Raw genomic sequence first — 13,605 nt, forward strand, 5'->3', positions numbered from 1 at the left:
ACAAGGCGGTGGTCAGGGGGCCGGCTCGGCAAGCACTGCGGACGCTGGATGAGACAACGCCGAGGTGACCGGGAAGTCCGACGACCGTGCCGGCACGCGCCGCAACCCCAGATAGGTGATCAGCCCGACCGGAAGGACCAGCCAGAAGGAGAGGAGGCGATAGAGGAGAACGGCTGCGGCAGCGACGGCAGGTGAGGCGCCCATGCTCAACGCGGTGACGAGGCTCGCCTCGACGAAGCCGAGCCCACCGGGGCTGAGCGGGATCTGGCGGATGACCTGCGCCACCAGGTAGGCCGCGCCGACGGTTCGCCAGCCGACCGGCAGCCCACACGCTTGAGCCGCGGCGATGAGGCAGAACGCGTCCGCTGCCCAGTTCAGCGCGGACCACAGGATCGCCGCGAGCCCGTCCCACGGCCGGATGGACCGTGCGGCCGTCACCGCCGCTGTCCACTCCCGATGCAGGCGCAACCCGAAGCGCCGCAGCGCGCCACCCCCGGCACGCTCACCGCCGAGCCACCGCGGAACTCCACCAACGGTGCGCTGAACGCCGAGCCGCCGCAGGACTCCGCCCACGGCGCGTTCGACGCCGAGCCAGCGCGGGACTCCACCGACGGTGCGCTCGGTGAAGGGCCACCGCGAGACTCCGCCTACGGTGGGCTCAGTGCTGGGACGGGGCCGGTCGAAGTCGGGTGGACTCGGCGGCCGGGGTCGGGCTCGCGCCGCTGTGACCAGCGCGACGACGAGCACGACCCCGGCGGCAATCGCCTCGTAGGACGCCGAGCGCCACCAGCCGAGCAGCGGCCCCTGCCCGAAAGCAAGCACACAGACAGTGAGCAGCCCGCTCATCGACGCCACCATGGAAAGCACCGTCACCGTGGCGGCGGTGGCGCCGGAGGCCCCGCGCCGGCGGTACTGCTGCACGGCGTAGGCCGCCGACATGGCCGACCCCGCGGGCAGCGCGAGGCTGATCGCCGACCGGCTGTACGTGATGGCGAGCACCGCGATCCGTGACACCCGCGTCCCGGCCGCGCCGAGCAGGCGGCGCTGCTGCATTCCGAAAGCGGCCTGCGACACCACCTGAGCGGCGAGCGCCGCCGCGACCCAGCGCACGTCCGCCGTACGCCAAATGGCCCAAATCGCACCCGGAGCCGGGAGCCGGCCGCGAACCGTGACCGCGACGGCGACCGCGGCAAGCACGATCACGACGACTCGCGTGAGCCATCGCCACGCACGTCGCCGACCGGCAGCATCCGCCCACATGCGCACCGCTCTCAACCTCGCCTTTGCTTGCACTCCAGGCAACTTTGCACTTTGAGAAGTGGGTCGGGTCGCATTAGGGTTGCGGGGTGGAGGAGAACCTCGGGCTGCGCGAACGCAAGAAGATGGCCACCCGGATGGCGCTGCACGAGGCCGCCGTCCGGCTGGCCGCCGAGCGCGGCGCCGACAACGTCACGATCGACGCCATCGCGGAAGCGGCGGGGGTTTCGCGGCGAACGTTCACGAACTACTTCGCGAACAAGGAAGAAGTCTTTTACTACCGCGACGCGCATCGGCTGCGCCGGCTGTGCGAGTCGATCCGCCAGCAGCCGGCCGCCGATCCGTGGACGGTCCTGACCGGCGCGGCGGCCGATCTGCTCGGCGAGGCGTTCGCGGAGGCGAACACCTCCTGGCTGACACAGCTCCGCACGTTGCACCGCGACCCGAATCATCTGGCGCACCAGATCGCCGCCTACACCGCGATCGAGCGGGACCTGGCCGTCGAGATCGCCGCCCGGGTCCCGGGCCCGGATGCGGAGCTGCGCGCCCGCGTGCTGGTCGCCACGTTCCTGGCCGCGCTCCGCACGAGCGTTCAGTTCTGGCTGGACAATCCGGGCACGTCTCTGCCGGAGACGTTCCGCAGGGTGTCCGGCATGGTCAGCCTGACCCCCGCCTGACCCCCGCCTGACCCACGTCCGGCTCGCCCGGCCGTCGGCCGAGATCGCGTCACGGCACCGACGTAGCGGATCGCGAACAGGATCAGAGCGTCCATCGGTGCCGGTCAACTGGTTAACGTCACGCAGAGTTACGGCGCCCCCACCAGTTTTCGGCCGTATAACTATGCGGACACCCGCAGAACGGACGTTCCGCACGTCACACTGCGCTACCCCAGGCCGCGGATCATGATCGCCGGCCGGTAACCTCCCGCACCATGCGTGGACCCACCATCGCAGCTGTCGTCACGTGCACCCTACTGGCGATCACCGGCTGCGCTAACAGCGAAGAATCCCCCAACACCGCTACCGCGGCCGGGGCGGCAGACGTGGCCGGGCTCGACAAGGGGACCGCCGGGGCGTGCACGATCGCCTACGACGCCACCCATGGTCAGAACGGGCGCGATCTGGACGTGGCCACCGCCACCCAGATCATCACTCAGGGCAAGACGTCGCGGAGCACGATCGTCACCGCGTCGACCGACGCGCTCAGCGCCGCGGTCGCCAAGGCGAGGGCTGCGGCCGACGAGCCCGACGAGGACGTGCTGAAGGCCGAGGTCAGCAGCGCGATCCTGAAGCTGCAGACGGCCTGCCAGGACACCGACGCGGTGAAGGCGAGCATCACCACGCCGAGCACCGCCGGTGAGGGCGCTTCCACGGAGTCCACGTCCGCCGTCGACCGTAAGGCCGGCTGACGTCGCTGTCGGACTCCGGGCCGGGCCGCTGACCTCCAGCGGTTCCGGCCTCATTTCTTTTCGCGAGGATCGATCAGGCGGAGCGGCTCACGAGTCGGCAGGGCGCCAGGGACGCTCGGCATCGGTGGGGCGGGCCCCCGCGAGGACCCCGATGGCGTAGGCCGGCCGCTCCCCCGGCACCGGCCCGAGGTATTCGTGCCCGGTCAGGTGGCACCAGGCGGGCAGGTCCAGCGGCGCCGCGGGGTCGGTCGCGATCAGGTGCACGACCGAGCCCGGCGGCAGCGTCGCGATCAGTTTGCGCAGCTCGATCAGCAGCACCACGCAGCGCCGATCACCGCCGTCGAGCACAACCGGAGCGTTCATCCCCCGATCTTCTCCCGCGTCGCTCCGCTCACGACCAGGAGTGCCGCGACACGTGCCCGAGGACACGCTCGAAGCCCGGGCCGTGACGGGGGCCGGCCGGTCCATCGAGGAGGGGGTGTGGCCCGGGCCGCGAATGCGGGGCACGCGAGCCCGGGCTCACGATCTACGGGCGGTAGTTCTTGCCGAGCGGTGCGCCCGGGATCGGCTTGCCGATCAGGGCCACCGGCACGAAGAACAGAATCTGGGCGATGACCAGCGTCAACGTCCAGAGCGCCTTCTCGTCGTAGTGCGCGGCGGCCCGCTGGTAGAGCTCGTCGGGGACGCGTTCGCCGGCCGGGTTCGCCGTGCACACGGCCTCGGCCAGTTCCAGGGCGACCCGTTCGGCTTCCTGGAAGTACGGCGCGTCCCGCCACGACGCCACGGCGGTGATCCGTTCCTCGGTCTCACCGGCCTTGCGCAGAATCCCGCTCTGCCGGACGGTGTGGTAAGTGCTGCCGACGATCTGCCCGACCCGCAGGTGCACGAGTCCGATCGTGGTCGCCGGGATGCTGTCGTTGTGCAGCGCGCTGGTCAGCGAGGCCGCCCAGCCGCCCAGTTCCGGGAAGAACCGCGCGGGATCGGGGAGGCGTGAGGTGATGTCCATGCCGGCTTCGACGAGGTGGCCGCACGGAATGTCAGGCCCTCACATTCGCGCCTGCCGTCTCGTCGGAGTGTCATGAGGACTCCGGAGGACGAGCGCCGCCAGCTGATCAACGTCGCGTATCGCCTGCTCGGCTCGCTCGCCGACGCCGAGGATGTGGTCCAGGAGACGTACGCGCGATGGTTTGCCCTCTCTCCTGCGCAGCAGGCGGAGATCGACGTGCCGGGCGCGTGGCTGACCAAGGTCGCGAGCCGGATCTGCCTCGATCACCTGCGGTCGGCCCGGGTGCGGCGCGAACGGTACGTCGGCGAGTGGATCCCGGAGCCGGTCCCGTCGCTGCCGGGCGACGACCCGGCCGACCGGATCACCCTGGACGAGTCGGTGAGCATGGCGTTCCTGGTGGTCCTGGACGCGATGACGCCTGCCGAGCGGGTCGCGTTCGTCCTGCACGACGTGTTTCGTTACTCGTTCGCCGAGGTGGCCGAGGTCGCCGGTCGCACCCCGGCGGCGTGCCGTCAGCTGGCGTCCTCCGCGCGCCGCCGGATCGCGACGTCCGCCGCGCCGGCGCCGCCGGTCTCCGAGCAGGCCCGCGTGGTCCGCGACTTCAAGCGGGCCTGGGAGTCGAAGGACATCGCCGCGCTGGTCGGGCTGCTCGACCCGGACGCGCACCTGATCGCCGACGGCGGGGGCGTGGTCAGCGCGGCGCCCCGCCCGATCGTGGGCGGCGCCGAGGTCGCCCGGTACGCGGTGGCCCTCGCCGAGCGCGCGCCGGGCCTTCAACTGGTGGAGCGCACCGTGAACGGGCAACCGGGCCTGGTCGTGCAATGGGGCGGCGTCACCACCGGGGTGGTCGCCTTCGAGGTCGCCGGCGCGCGGGTCAGCCGGATGTGGGCGGTGCGCAACCCGGAGAAGCTGCGCCCCTGGCTCTGATGCCACCGTGATGCCACAGGGTTGCGCGTGGCATCATAGTGATGCCATAATGGCGTCATGGAACTGCGCCCCTACATCGACGCCGTGCGTCACGAGCTCGCGCTCGCGGCAGCGGCCGGCGGCGACGACGCCCGGGAGCTCGCCGAGCGGCTGACCGCGCCGCTCGAGTCGGCGATCCGGCTCGCCCTGCTCGACGCCCTCTCCGAAGCCGCCACGGAGATCACCCGCGATCTGGCACCGGGCTCGGTCGACCTGCGCCTGCGCAACCGCGAGCCCTCGTTCGTGGTGGCACCGGCCCCTGCCGAGTCGTGGGCCCCTCAGGAATCCGCGCCGCCGGAGCCCGTGCCCGCGGCGCCCGCCCCCGGTGAGGACGAAGCGACGGTCCGGATCAGTCTGCGCCTCCCGGAGCACCTCAAGGGCCGGGTCGAGCAGGCCGCCGCCAAGGCCGGCGTCTCGATCAACACCTGGCTGATCCGGGCCGCGTCCGCCGCGGCCGACGGCGACAGCCCCCGTTCCGCGACCACGAGCGCGGCCAGCAGTGGTCAGCGCTACAGCGGCTGGGTCCGCTGAACCCCTCGGAGGAGAGCTCATGCCCACGTTCGACACCCCCGGATCGATCACCGCCACCGTCGACCTGGTCGCCGGCGACGTGACTGTCGTCGCGACGGACCGCCCGGACACCGTCGTCACCGTCCGCCCCGGCTTCGGCGCCGACGACCGCGACGTCCGGGCCGCCGAGCAGACCCGCGTCGACTTCCTGTCCGGCACGCTGACCGTGCGCGGCCCTCGGCAGCCCGGCCTCGGCATGTTCGGCAAGGTCGGCACCGTCGAGGTGCTCGTCGAGCTGCCCGCCGGCTCCGGCCTGGACGTCAAGCTCGGCGTCGGCGGCGCCCGGTGCACCGGGCCGCTGGGCGACTGCCGGCTGCGCAGTGGTGCCGGTGACCTGCAGGTCGAGCAGGCCGAGAGCCTGAACGTGACGACCGGGATGGGTCTGGTCACCGCGGAGAACATCACCGGCGACGCCAGCCTGACCACCGGCTCCGGCAAGCTGGAGGTCCGCTCGGTGGCCGGCCTGGCCGTGCTGAAGAACGGCAACGGCGAGACCTGGGTCGGTCACGCCGGCGGCGAGCTGCGGATCAACTCCGCGAACGGGGACATCGGCGCCGACCACGCCGGCGCCGGGATCTCCGCCAACACCGCCAACGGCAACATTCGCGTACGGGAACTGGTCCGTGGTGCCGCGACCCTGCGCAGCGCCGCCGGCCGCATCGAGGTCGGCATCCGCCGCGGCACCGCCGCCCTCCTCGACGTGCACACGCACTACGGCAAGGTCCGCAACGAGATGACCGCCTCCGACGGTCCCGCCGAGACCGACGAGCGGGCCGAGGTCCGCGCCCGGACGGCGTTCGGCGACATCCTGATCCACCGCTCCTGACCCCTTCTGCCGGATACGGCCGCTTTTCCCGAGAGCGGCCGCGATGACGCCTGCCCTGGAGGCACTCGATGACCACCACCGTCACCACCCGGCCCGCCGTCTCGGTGGCAGGCCTGCGCAAGACGTTCGGCACCAAGACCGTCCTCGACGACATCGATCTCACCGTCACCGAGGGGACCGTGTTCGCCCTGCTCGGCCCGAACGGCGCCGGCAAGACCACGATGGTCCGGATCCTGGCCACGCTGCTGCCCGCCGACGGCGGCTCGGTGCGGGTGGCCGGGCACGACCTGGCGCGCGATCCCGACGGCGTGCGGGCCTCGATCGGCCTGACCGGGCAGTTCGCGGCCGTCGACCGTCTGCTCACGGTGCAGGAGAACCTGCGCCTGATGGCGAGCCTGCACCGCCTCGGCAAGAGTGCCGGCGCCCATCGCGTCGACGAACTGATCGAGCGCTTCGACCTGGCCGAGTCCGCGAAGAAGCCGGTCTCGCTGCTCTCCGGCGGTCAGCAGCGCCGCCTCGACCTGGCGATGACCCTGGTCGGCAGCCCGCGGCTGATCTTCCTGGACGAGCCGACGACCGGCCTCGACCCGCGCAGCCGGCACACCATGTGGCAGATCGTCCGCGGCCTGGTCGCCGACGGCGTCACGGTCTTCCTCACCACGCAGTACCTCGACGAGGCGGACGAGCTCGCCGACCGGATCGCGGTCCTCGACCACGGCCGCATCGTCGTCGAGGGCACCCCCGACGAGTTGAAGCGCCGTATCCCGGGCGGCCACCTGCTGCTGCGCTTCGCCGACCCGGCCGCGCACCGGGCCGCGGCCACGGTTCTCGACGTCACGCAGAAGGACGACGACGCGCTGACCCTGCAGGTCGCCAGCGACGGCGGCGTCACCTCGCTGCGCGCCGCGCTGGCCGCACTCGAACGGGCCGGCATCGAGCCGGCCGATCTGACCATTCACACCCCGGATCTGGACGACGTCTTCTTCGCCTTCACCGGCGCGGGCCTCGAGGAGAAACGATGACCACCCTGGCGAACACCATCACCGATTCCCGGACCATGTTCCAGCGGCAATTGCTGCACCTGAGGCGTTATCCGTCGCTGACCATCATGCTGATCGGCCTGCCGGTCATCTTCCTGCTTCTTTTCGTGTACGTCTTCGGCGGCACCCTCGGCGCGGGGCTCGGCGGCGGCCGTTCCGAATACGTGAACTACCTCGCCCCCGGCATTCTGCTGTTCACCATCGCCGGCGCGGTCGCGGGCACCGCCATCTCGATCGCGATGGACATGACCGAGGGCATCGTCGACCGTTTCCGCAGCATGGCCATCGCCCGCGCGTCCCTGCTCACAGGGCATGTGCTCGGCAGCCTGGTCCAGATCTTCATCGCGCTGTTCTTCGTCCTCGGCATCGCCCTGCTGATCGGTTTCCGCCCGAACGCCACCCCGCTCGAATGGCTCGCGACGATCGGCGTCCTCCTCGCCACCTCGTTCGCGCTGACCTGGCTCGCGGTCGCCCTGGGAATGGCCGCCGACAGCGTCGAGACGGCCAGCAACACCCCGATGTTCCTTTCGCTGCTGCCCTTCCTGGGCAGCGGTTTCGTGCCCACCGAGACCATGCCGGCCGGCCTGCGCCAATTCGCGGAGTACCAGCCTTTCACCCCGGTCATCGAAACGCTCCGAGGCCTGCTGCTGGGCACCGGAATCGGCAACAGCGCCTGGATCACCCTCGGCTGGTGCGCCGCCATCTCGGCCCTTTCCTACATCTGGGCGAAACGCAGGTACAACCAGAAAGCCGCAAAGTAAAACAGCTTTCCCGGTACGTCATGACACGACCGGTCCCGCCGCGCCCACGCGCGACGGGACCGGTCAGGGCGGCTGGTTCCCATGGGCGTAATGAGGGACGAATTACGCCCATGAGAACCAGCCGGGACCGCGAGCCGCATGCCGAGCCTGACCACCGGCAGCCTCGCGGACCGTCAGGACGCGAGACCGCCTCGGCCCGGTCCGTCAGCCGGTTCGCGGGGCGGTCAGGTGGCGATGACGACCTCGGTGCCGGTGCGGCGGAGGGCGTCGAGGGCGGCCGCGTCGGCGCTGGCGTCGGTGACCAGGGTGGCGACGTCGGTGACCGGGCAGATGCCGGCCAGGCAGACCTTGCCGACCTTGGAGCCGTCCGCGACCACGATCACGCGGTCGGCCCGGCGGATCATCGTGGCGTTCGTGTTCGCCTCGATCTCGTCATGCGTGGTCAGGCCGCCCCGGGCGCTGATGCCGTCGACGCCGACGACCGCGACCGCCATGTTCAGCCCCTGCAACGCCTGGTCGGCGATCGGGCCGACCAGCTCGTACGACCGGGTCCGCGACACCCCGCCCGTCATGATCAGCTTGAGACGGGGGCGCAGGGCCAACTCGGCCGCGATGTTCAGCGCGTTGGTGACCACGGTCAGGTCGACGCGCTCGGCGAGCAGCCGCGCGAGCAGGTGCGTCGTCGTCCCGCCGGTGAGGCCGAGAGTCAGCGGACCCTTCGGGAGCAGGGCTGACACCGTACGCGCAATGACTGTCTTCTCTTCCCGATGCTGCCCCGTGCGATAGCGGACCGGCAGCTCATAGGCCACGTCGACGGCGACCGCGCCGCCGTGCGTGCGGGAGAGCAGCCGCTGGTCCTCGAGGATCTGCAGGTCACGCCGGATGGTCGCGTGGGAGACGGCGAACTCCTCGGCGAGGGCCCCGGCGTCGACCGACCCGGTGGCGGTGACCCGTTCGAGGATGGCCGACACGCGGTCGGCGCGACGCAGAGACGACATGGAAACCTCTTCACCCGGTAGCTGAGGCCAGTTGCTGATCAAACGCGCAGTCATGATAGTTCGTTTCCGATCGATCCTTGCACGAACGTGCACCCGGCCGGAAACTCCTCCCATGACCGTGATCGCATTCCTGGGCGCCGGAAGCGTGGTGTTCACCCGCGAGCTGCTGGCCGACATCCTCTCCTTCGACGAGTTACGCGGCGTCACCCTGGCCCTGCACGACATCGACCCCGAACGCCTCGAGACGGCGGAGCTGATCGCCCGCCAGACCGCTTCGCAACTGGGAGCGACACCGACGATCACCGCCGACCTGGACCGGCGCACGGCCCTGGAGGGCGCCGACTTCGTGATCAACGCGATCCAGGTCGGCATGTATCCGGCCACCGTGCGTGACTTCCAGATCCCCGCGAAGTACGGGCTGCGGCAGACGATCGCGGACACGCTCGGCGTCGGCGGGATCTTCCGCGCGCTGCGCACGTTCCCCGTCCTGGACGGGATCGCCGCGGACATGCGCGCGATCTGCCCGGACGCGTGGCTGCTCAACTACACGAATCCGATGGCGATGAACGTCGCCTACCTCGGCGCGATCGCCCCCGACCTGAACGTCGCCGGGCTCTGCCACTCGGTCTTCTGGACGGTGCACGACCTGGGCGAGCTGCTCGGCATCCCGCACGAGGAGATCGACTACACCGGCGCCGGGGTCAACCACCAGGCCTGGCTGCTCCGGTTCGAGCATCGGGGCGAGTCGCTCTACCCGCGTCTCGACGCGCTGCTCGACCAGGACCTCCAGCTGCGCAGACGGGTCCGGATGGACATGTACCGGCGGCTCGGCTACTTCCCGACGGAGACCAGCGAGCATTCCTCCGAGTACGTCCCGTGGTACCTGCACCACGACGCGGAGATCGACCGGCTTCGCATCCCGGTCGGCGATTACCTGCGGATCAGCGCGCAGAACGTCGACGACTACCACGCCACCCGGCGCGGCCTGCTCGCCGGCGAGCCGCTCGACCTGACCCGCGACGCCACCGAGTACGCCCCGCAGGTCATCCACAGCATGGTCACCGGCACGCCGCGCCGCATCCACGCCAACGTGATCAATTCCGGTCTCATCACCAACCTTCCTCCGGCGTACGCCGTGGAGGTCCCGTGCCTGGTCGACGGCGCGGGCCTGCGCCCGGAGCCGGTCGGTGACCTGCCACCGCAGTGCGCCGCGCTGAACCGGGCGTTCGTCAGCGTCGGCGAGTTGACCGTCCGGGCGGCGCTCGACGGCGATCCGCGCATGGTGCGGCAGGCCGCGATGGTCGACCCGAACACCGCGGCGACGCTGACCGTGGACGCCATCTGGGACCTGTGCGACGAGCTCACGGCCGCGCACGGGGACCTGCTGCCGGCGAGTCTGCGAGGCTGAACGCGCAACAGCGAATGCTCACTTGCTGCGCACATCTTGTGAAGCGAGCACAAACGAGCATAATCCACTGGCATCGATAACACGCTCGCCGAGGTCGCCGGCGCCCGCGCCTGCTCACCCATTCCTGTTGTCCTGGCTGACTGATTGTGCACAGCTACGTCGTCCTCCCCTGAACCGCCACTGTTGCCGCGGAGAGGTCCTGACATGAGACCCGGATTGATCACCGGCGGCGCCGCCGCCCTGTTGCTGCTGACCGCCTGCATGGGCGGAACCACCGAACCCGGCAAGGACGCCGCCGCCGGGTACGACCCCAAGGCCACCGTCGAGATCACCTGGTGGACGGGCCAGAGCGAGGAAGCCGAGAAGGTCGCCGAGACGCTCGCCGCCGAGTACCACACCGCCCACCCGAACGTCACCGTCAAAACCTCGTCGGGCGCACCGACCACCGACGACCTGCTCACCAAGCTGTCGGCCGGGTTCACCGGCGGGAACTACCCGGACGTCTCGTACGCCTACGGCAGCTGGGCCGGCGAGCTCGGCGGCAGTGGCAAAACCCAGGATCTGACCACCTTCGTTCAGGATCCGTCGTTCGGGTGGCCGGAGATCCCGGAAGCCGCCCGGCAGACCGCCACCGCCGGCGGCAAGGTGATCGGCGTCCCGGCCCTGGTCGACAACCTCGCGCTGATCTACAACAAGCCGTTGTTCGACAAGGCCGGGCTCGCCTATCCGACCGACGAATGGTCGTGGGAGGACTTCCGGGCCGCCGCGAGGAAACTGACCGACCCGGGCACCAACACCTACGGAACGGCCTATTCGGTGTCGGGCAGCGAGGACACCACCTGGCACCTGTGGCCGCTGCTCTGGCAGAACGGCGGGAAGATTCTCGACGGCAACAAACCCGCGTTCAACTCGGAGGCCGGCGTGACGGCCCTGGAAACGCTGCGCCGGATGGCCGTCGACGACAAGTCGATGTATCTCGACCAGACCGACGAACGCTACTGGCGCCTGTTCAACAGCGGGCGGATCGGCATGATGCTGTCCGGCCCGTGGTCCCTGATCGAGCTGAAGGAGGCCAAGCGCTCGTACGGCGTGGCCGTCCTGCCCGGCGTCGGCGGCGACCACCAAACCGTTTCCGGCCCCGACCTGTGGGTGCTCTTCGACCACGAGGACGTGAACCGGGCCGGCGCGGCACGGGACTTCATCAAGTGGCTGACCAGCTCGCAGATCGACGCGAAATGGAACCTCGCCCTCGGTAACCTGCCCCTGCGGACCGCCGAGTCGACCACCCCCGAATTCGCGACCTACGTCAAGGAGTACCCGGGCGGCGACAAGTTCTTCGCCAATCTCGCCAATGCCAAGCAGGCACGGCCCACGGTCCCCGGATACGAGGAGATGTCCCGCAACGTCGGTGACGCGATCGCCGCCGTACTGCAGGGGAAATCGTCGTCGAAAGAGGCGCTGGACGCCGCCGCCGAGAAGTCCAAGAACGCGCTGGTGAACTGATGGCCGCACTGACGTTCGCGGTGGCCCGGCCGGTTCCGGCACGGCCCCGCCCGAAGGCCCGGCGCCACCTGACCGGCTGGGCCTTCGTCGGACCCGCCACCCTGATCGTCGTCGGGCTCTCGCTGTTCCCGGCGGTGTGGGCGTTCTTCATCTCCCGGGCCAAGTGGAACGGCATCACGGCCGGTGTCCCGGTCGGCTGGGGCAATTACCAGCAGCTCGCGCAGGACCCGGACATGCTCGCCGCGGCCCGGCACACATTGCTGCTGACGGTGTTCTTCGTGCCGTTGTCGATCGGGCTCGGCATCGTGGTGGCGATCGCGCTCAATCAGCGGATCCGGCTGATCGGCTTCTATCGCACGTGCATCTTCGTGCCGTACGTGGCCTCGGCCGCCGCCACCGGCATTCTCGCGTCGTTCGTGTTCAATCCGCAGTTCGGCGCGGCCAACGACGTGCTGCGCCACCTGGGCATTCCGCAGCAACAGTTCTTGGAGAGCCCGTCGCAGGCGCTCTACGTGATCGTGCTGATCGCGCTCTGGGGCGAGGTCGGATTCACCACCGTCATCTATCTGGCCGCGCTGCAGGACATCCCGAAGGAGCTCGTCGAGGCGGCGACGATGGACGGCGCCGGGCGGTGGCGGGTGTTCCGGCACGTCACGCTGCCGGAGCTGCGGCCGGTGACGGTCTTCGCCGCGGTCTGGCAGACGATCACCGCGGTCCAGTTGTTCGACCTGATCTACACCACGACCCGTGGCGGACCGCTGAACAGCACCCAGACGGTCGTCTATTACATCTACGAGCTGGCATTCCAGACCCAGCGACTCGGATACGGAGCAGCCGCCGCCTATCTGCTGTTCGTCGTCACCCTGCTGCTGACGCTGGTCATCGTCTGGTACAGCCGCCGGCGCGGTTCGGAGGTGTTCTGAATGAGACGACTCCCGTTCAGCCCCTGGCATTTCCTGCTGATGCCGCTCGCGCTGCTTTTCGTGCTGCCGTTGGTGCAGATGCTGCTCACCTCGTTCATGAGCAACGCGGAGATCAACCAGTTCCCGCCGAAGCTGATCCCGACCGCGCTGCACCTGGAGGGCTGGCGGGCCCTGCTCTCCGAGACGAACGCGCCCCGCTGGCTGCTCAACTCGATCCTCGTCTCGGCGGTGTCCGTTCTCGCCCACCTGGTTCTCTGCTCGACCGCCGGTTACGGCTTCGCCCGCCTCAAGTTCGCCGGCCGTGGCGTCGCGTTCATGGTCGTCGTCGCCACCGTGATGATCCCGATCCAGTTGCTGATGATCCCGACGTACCTGATGTTCGCCCGGATCGGCATCGTCGACACCCTCGCCGCCGCGTTCGTCCCGTGGCTCGCCTCCGCGTTCGGGATCTTCCTGATGCGCCAGTTCTTCCTGTCCCTCCCCGCCGAGCTGGAGGAGGCCGCCCTGATCGACGGGTGCGGGCGCTGGCGCACGTTCCGCAGCATCGTCCTCCCGCTGGCCCGCCCCGCCATGGCCACCCTGGCCGTCTTCACCCTGCTCTCCAGCTGGAACGACCTGCTCTGGCCGTTGATCGCGATCTCCGACGACAGCCGCTTCACCCTCCAGGTCGGCCTCGCCACCTTCCAGGGCACCCGCCACACCGAATGGTCCCAGCTGATGGCCGGCAACGTGCTCGCCACCATGCCCCTGATCCTGGCGTTCCTGCTGGCCCAGCGCCGCTTCATCGCCACCATGACCTTCAGCGGCCTCAAAGGCTGAAACCCGTTTGCGCGTACGGGCGGCGCGTGAACCCGGCATGACCTGAACGACACTGCTTCCGGGGCCTGGACGGAGCCGGCTGGTCCTGTCGCGCCGGCCGGGGCGGGGATGCTGGACAGC

The 13,605-nt window shown here is 70.0% G+C and carries 15 protein-coding genes; 11 read left to right on the forward strand and 4 right to left on the reverse strand.

Annotated elements, in window-relative coordinates; genetic code table 11:
- Window positions 1-12: 12 nt before the first annotated feature.
- A complete protein-coding gene (locus Acy02nite_RS00780; RefSeq protein ID WP_203737484.1) occupies window positions 13-1,203 on the reverse strand; it encodes a lysylphosphatidylglycerol synthase transmembrane domain-containing protein in 1,191 nt (396 codons plus the stop codon).
- 143 nt (window positions 1,204-1,346) lie between these two features.
- Here Acy02nite_RS00780 and Acy02nite_RS00785 point away from each other — a divergent pair, with 143 nt between their 5' ends.
- Both Acy02nite_RS00785 and Acy02nite_RS00790 read left to right on the forward strand, forming a co-directional pair.
- On the forward strand, window positions 1,347-1,934 hold the full coding sequence (locus Acy02nite_RS00785) for a TetR/AcrR family transcriptional regulator (protein WP_203737486.1): 588 nt from the start codon (window positions 1,347-1,349) through the stop codon (window positions 1,932-1,934).
- A 254-nt stretch (window positions 1,935-2,188) separates the two neighbouring features.
- The gene (locus tag Acy02nite_RS00790) at window positions 2,189-2,665 is read left to right on the forward strand and encodes a hypothetical protein (RefSeq protein WP_203737488.1); all 477 of its coding nucleotides are present in this window, start codon (window positions 2,189-2,191) and stop codon (window positions 2,663-2,665) included.
- A gap of 87 nt (window positions 2,666-2,752) precedes the next feature.
- On the opposite strand, the gene Acy02nite_RS00795 is transcribed toward Acy02nite_RS00790, so the two are convergent.
- Both Acy02nite_RS00795 and Acy02nite_RS00800 read right to left on the reverse strand, forming a co-directional pair.
- Window positions 2,753-3,028 (reverse strand): sulfurtransferase TusA family protein, encoded by a 276-nt coding sequence (locus Acy02nite_RS00795; RefSeq protein ID WP_203737490.1) that lies wholly within the window; start codon window positions 3,026-3,028, stop codon window positions 2,753-2,755.
- A gap of 163 nt (window positions 3,029-3,191) precedes the next feature.
- Window positions 3,192-3,671: a carboxymuconolactone decarboxylase family protein gene (locus Acy02nite_RS00800; protein ID WP_203737497.1), complete on the reverse strand. Its 480-nt coding sequence runs from the start codon at window positions 3,669-3,671 to the stop codon at window positions 3,192-3,194.
- 72 nt (window positions 3,672-3,743) lie between these two features.
- Between Acy02nite_RS00800 and sigJ the strand changes: the two genes are divergently transcribed.
- From sigJ to Acy02nite_RS00825, 5 genes are all read left to right on the forward strand, one after another.
- On the forward strand, window positions 3,744-4,598 hold the full coding sequence (gene sigJ / locus Acy02nite_RS00805; RefSeq protein ID WP_203737499.1) for an RNA polymerase sigma factor SigJ: 855 nt from the start codon (window positions 3,744-3,746) through the stop codon (window positions 4,596-4,598).
- 57 nt (window positions 4,599-4,655) lie between these two features.
- A complete protein-coding gene (locus tag Acy02nite_RS00810; RefSeq protein ID WP_203737501.1) occupies window positions 4,656-5,168 on the forward strand; it encodes a toxin-antitoxin system HicB family antitoxin in 513 nt (170 codons plus the stop codon).
- Window positions 5,169-5,187: 19 nt separating this feature from the next.
- On the forward strand, window positions 5,188-6,033 hold the full coding sequence (locus tag Acy02nite_RS00815) for a DUF4097 family beta strand repeat-containing protein (protein ID WP_203737502.1): 846 nt from the start codon (window positions 5,188-5,190) through the stop codon (window positions 6,031-6,033).
- A 68-nt stretch (window positions 6,034-6,101) separates the two neighbouring features.
- Complete coding sequence (locus tag Acy02nite_RS00820) at window positions 6,102-7,055, forward strand: ABC transporter ATP-binding protein (RefSeq protein ID WP_203737509.1); 954 nt, start codon at window positions 6,102-6,104, stop codon at window positions 7,053-7,055.
- Window positions 7,052-7,834 carry an ABC transporter permease gene (locus Acy02nite_RS00825; RefSeq protein ID WP_203737511.1) on the forward strand — a complete coding sequence of 261 codons (783 nt, stop codon included), beginning with the start codon at window positions 7,052-7,054 and terminating at the stop codon, window positions 7,832-7,834. The genes Acy02nite_RS00820 and Acy02nite_RS00825 overlap by 4 nt, the downstream gene beginning before the upstream one ends.
- A gap of 224 nt (window positions 7,835-8,058) precedes the next feature.
- Here Acy02nite_RS00825 and Acy02nite_RS00830 read toward each other — a convergent pair whose 3' ends face one another.
- Window positions 8,059-8,832, reverse strand: a complete 774-nt coding sequence (locus tag Acy02nite_RS00830; protein WP_203737513.1) for a DeoR/GlpR family DNA-binding transcription regulator — start codon at window positions 8,830-8,832, stop codon at window positions 8,059-8,061.
- A 112-nt stretch (window positions 8,833-8,944) separates the two neighbouring features.
- On the opposite strand from Acy02nite_RS00830, the gene Acy02nite_RS00835 reads away from it, so the two are divergent.
- The 4 genes from Acy02nite_RS00835 (at window position 8,945) to Acy02nite_RS00850 (ending at window position 13,485) form a co-directional block, all read left to right on the forward strand.
- Window positions 8,945-10,240 carry an alpha-glucosidase/alpha-galactosidase gene (locus tag Acy02nite_RS00835; RefSeq protein ID WP_203737515.1) on the forward strand — a complete coding sequence of 432 codons (1,296 nt, stop codon included), beginning with the start codon at window positions 8,945-8,947 and terminating at the stop codon, window positions 10,238-10,240.
- Window positions 10,241-10,444: 204 nt separating this feature from the next.
- Window positions 10,445-11,743 (forward strand): ABC transporter substrate-binding protein, encoded by a 1,299-nt coding sequence (locus tag Acy02nite_RS00840; RefSeq protein ID WP_203737517.1) that lies wholly within the window; start codon window positions 10,445-10,447, stop codon window positions 11,741-11,743.
- The gene (locus Acy02nite_RS00845) at window positions 11,743-12,666 is read left to right on the forward strand and encodes a carbohydrate ABC transporter permease (RefSeq protein ID WP_203737519.1); all 924 of its coding nucleotides are present in this window, start codon (window positions 11,743-11,745) and stop codon (window positions 12,664-12,666) included. The genes Acy02nite_RS00840 and Acy02nite_RS00845 overlap by 1 nt, the downstream gene beginning before the upstream one ends.
- Window positions 12,667-13,485, forward strand: a complete 819-nt coding sequence (locus Acy02nite_RS00850) for a carbohydrate ABC transporter permease (protein WP_203737521.1) — start codon at window positions 12,667-12,669, stop codon at window positions 13,483-13,485.
- Window positions 13,486-13,605: the final 120 nt, after the last annotated feature.

The organism is Actinoplanes cyaneus (genome assembly GCF_016862095.1).
GTDB lineage: Bacteria > Actinomycetota > Actinomycetes > Mycobacteriales > Micromonosporaceae > Actinoplanes > Actinoplanes cyaneus.

Bases quoted from the DNA above. Each gene is read 5' to 3' on its own strand.
- Acy02nite_RS00790 (WP_203737488.1), top strand. From the start codon at position 2,189: ATGCGTGGACCCACCATCGCAGCTGTCGTCACGTGCACCCTACTGGCG.
- Acy02nite_RS00795 (WP_203737490.1), bottom strand. From the start codon at position 3,028: ATGAACGCTCCGGTTGTGCTCGACGGCGGTGATCGGCGCTGCGTGGTG.
- Acy02nite_RS00800 (WP_203737497.1), bottom strand. From the start codon at position 3,671: ATGGACATCACCTCACGCCTCCCCGATCCCGCGCGGTTCTTCCCGGAA.
- sigJ (WP_203737499.1), top strand. From the start codon at position 3,744: ATGAGGACTCCGGAGGACGAGCGCCGCCAGCTGATCAACGTCGCGTAT.
- Acy02nite_RS00810 (WP_203737501.1), top strand. From the start codon at position 4,656: ATGGAACTGCGCCCCTACATCGACGCCGTGCGTCACGAGCTCGCGCTC.
- Acy02nite_RS00815 (WP_203737502.1), top strand. From the start codon at position 5,188: ATGCCCACGTTCGACACCCCCGGATCGATCACCGCCACCGTCGACCTG.
- Acy02nite_RS00820 (WP_203737509.1), top strand. From the start codon at position 6,102: ATGACCACCACCGTCACCACCCGGCCCGCCGTCTCGGTGGCAGGCCTG.
- Acy02nite_RS00825 (WP_203737511.1), top strand. From the start codon at position 7,052: ATGACCACCCTGGCGAACACCATCACCGATTCCCGGACCATGTTCCAG.
- Acy02nite_RS00830 (WP_203737513.1), bottom strand. From the start codon at position 8,832: ATGTCGTCTCTGCGTCGCGCCGACCGCGTGTCGGCCATCCTCGAACGG.
- Acy02nite_RS00835 (WP_203737515.1), top strand. From the start codon at position 8,945: ATGACCGTGATCGCATTCCTGGGCGCCGGAAGCGTGGTGTTCACCCGC.
- Acy02nite_RS00840 (WP_203737517.1), top strand. From the start codon at position 10,445: ATGAGACCCGGATTGATCACCGGCGGCGCCGCCGCCCTGTTGCTGCTG.
- Acy02nite_RS00845 (WP_203737519.1), top strand. From the start codon at position 11,743: ATGGCCGCACTGACGTTCGCGGTGGCCCGGCCGGTTCCGGCACGGCCC.
- Acy02nite_RS00850 (WP_203737521.1), top strand. From the start codon at position 12,667: ATGAGACGACTCCCGTTCAGCCCCTGGCATTTCCTGCTGATGCCGCTC.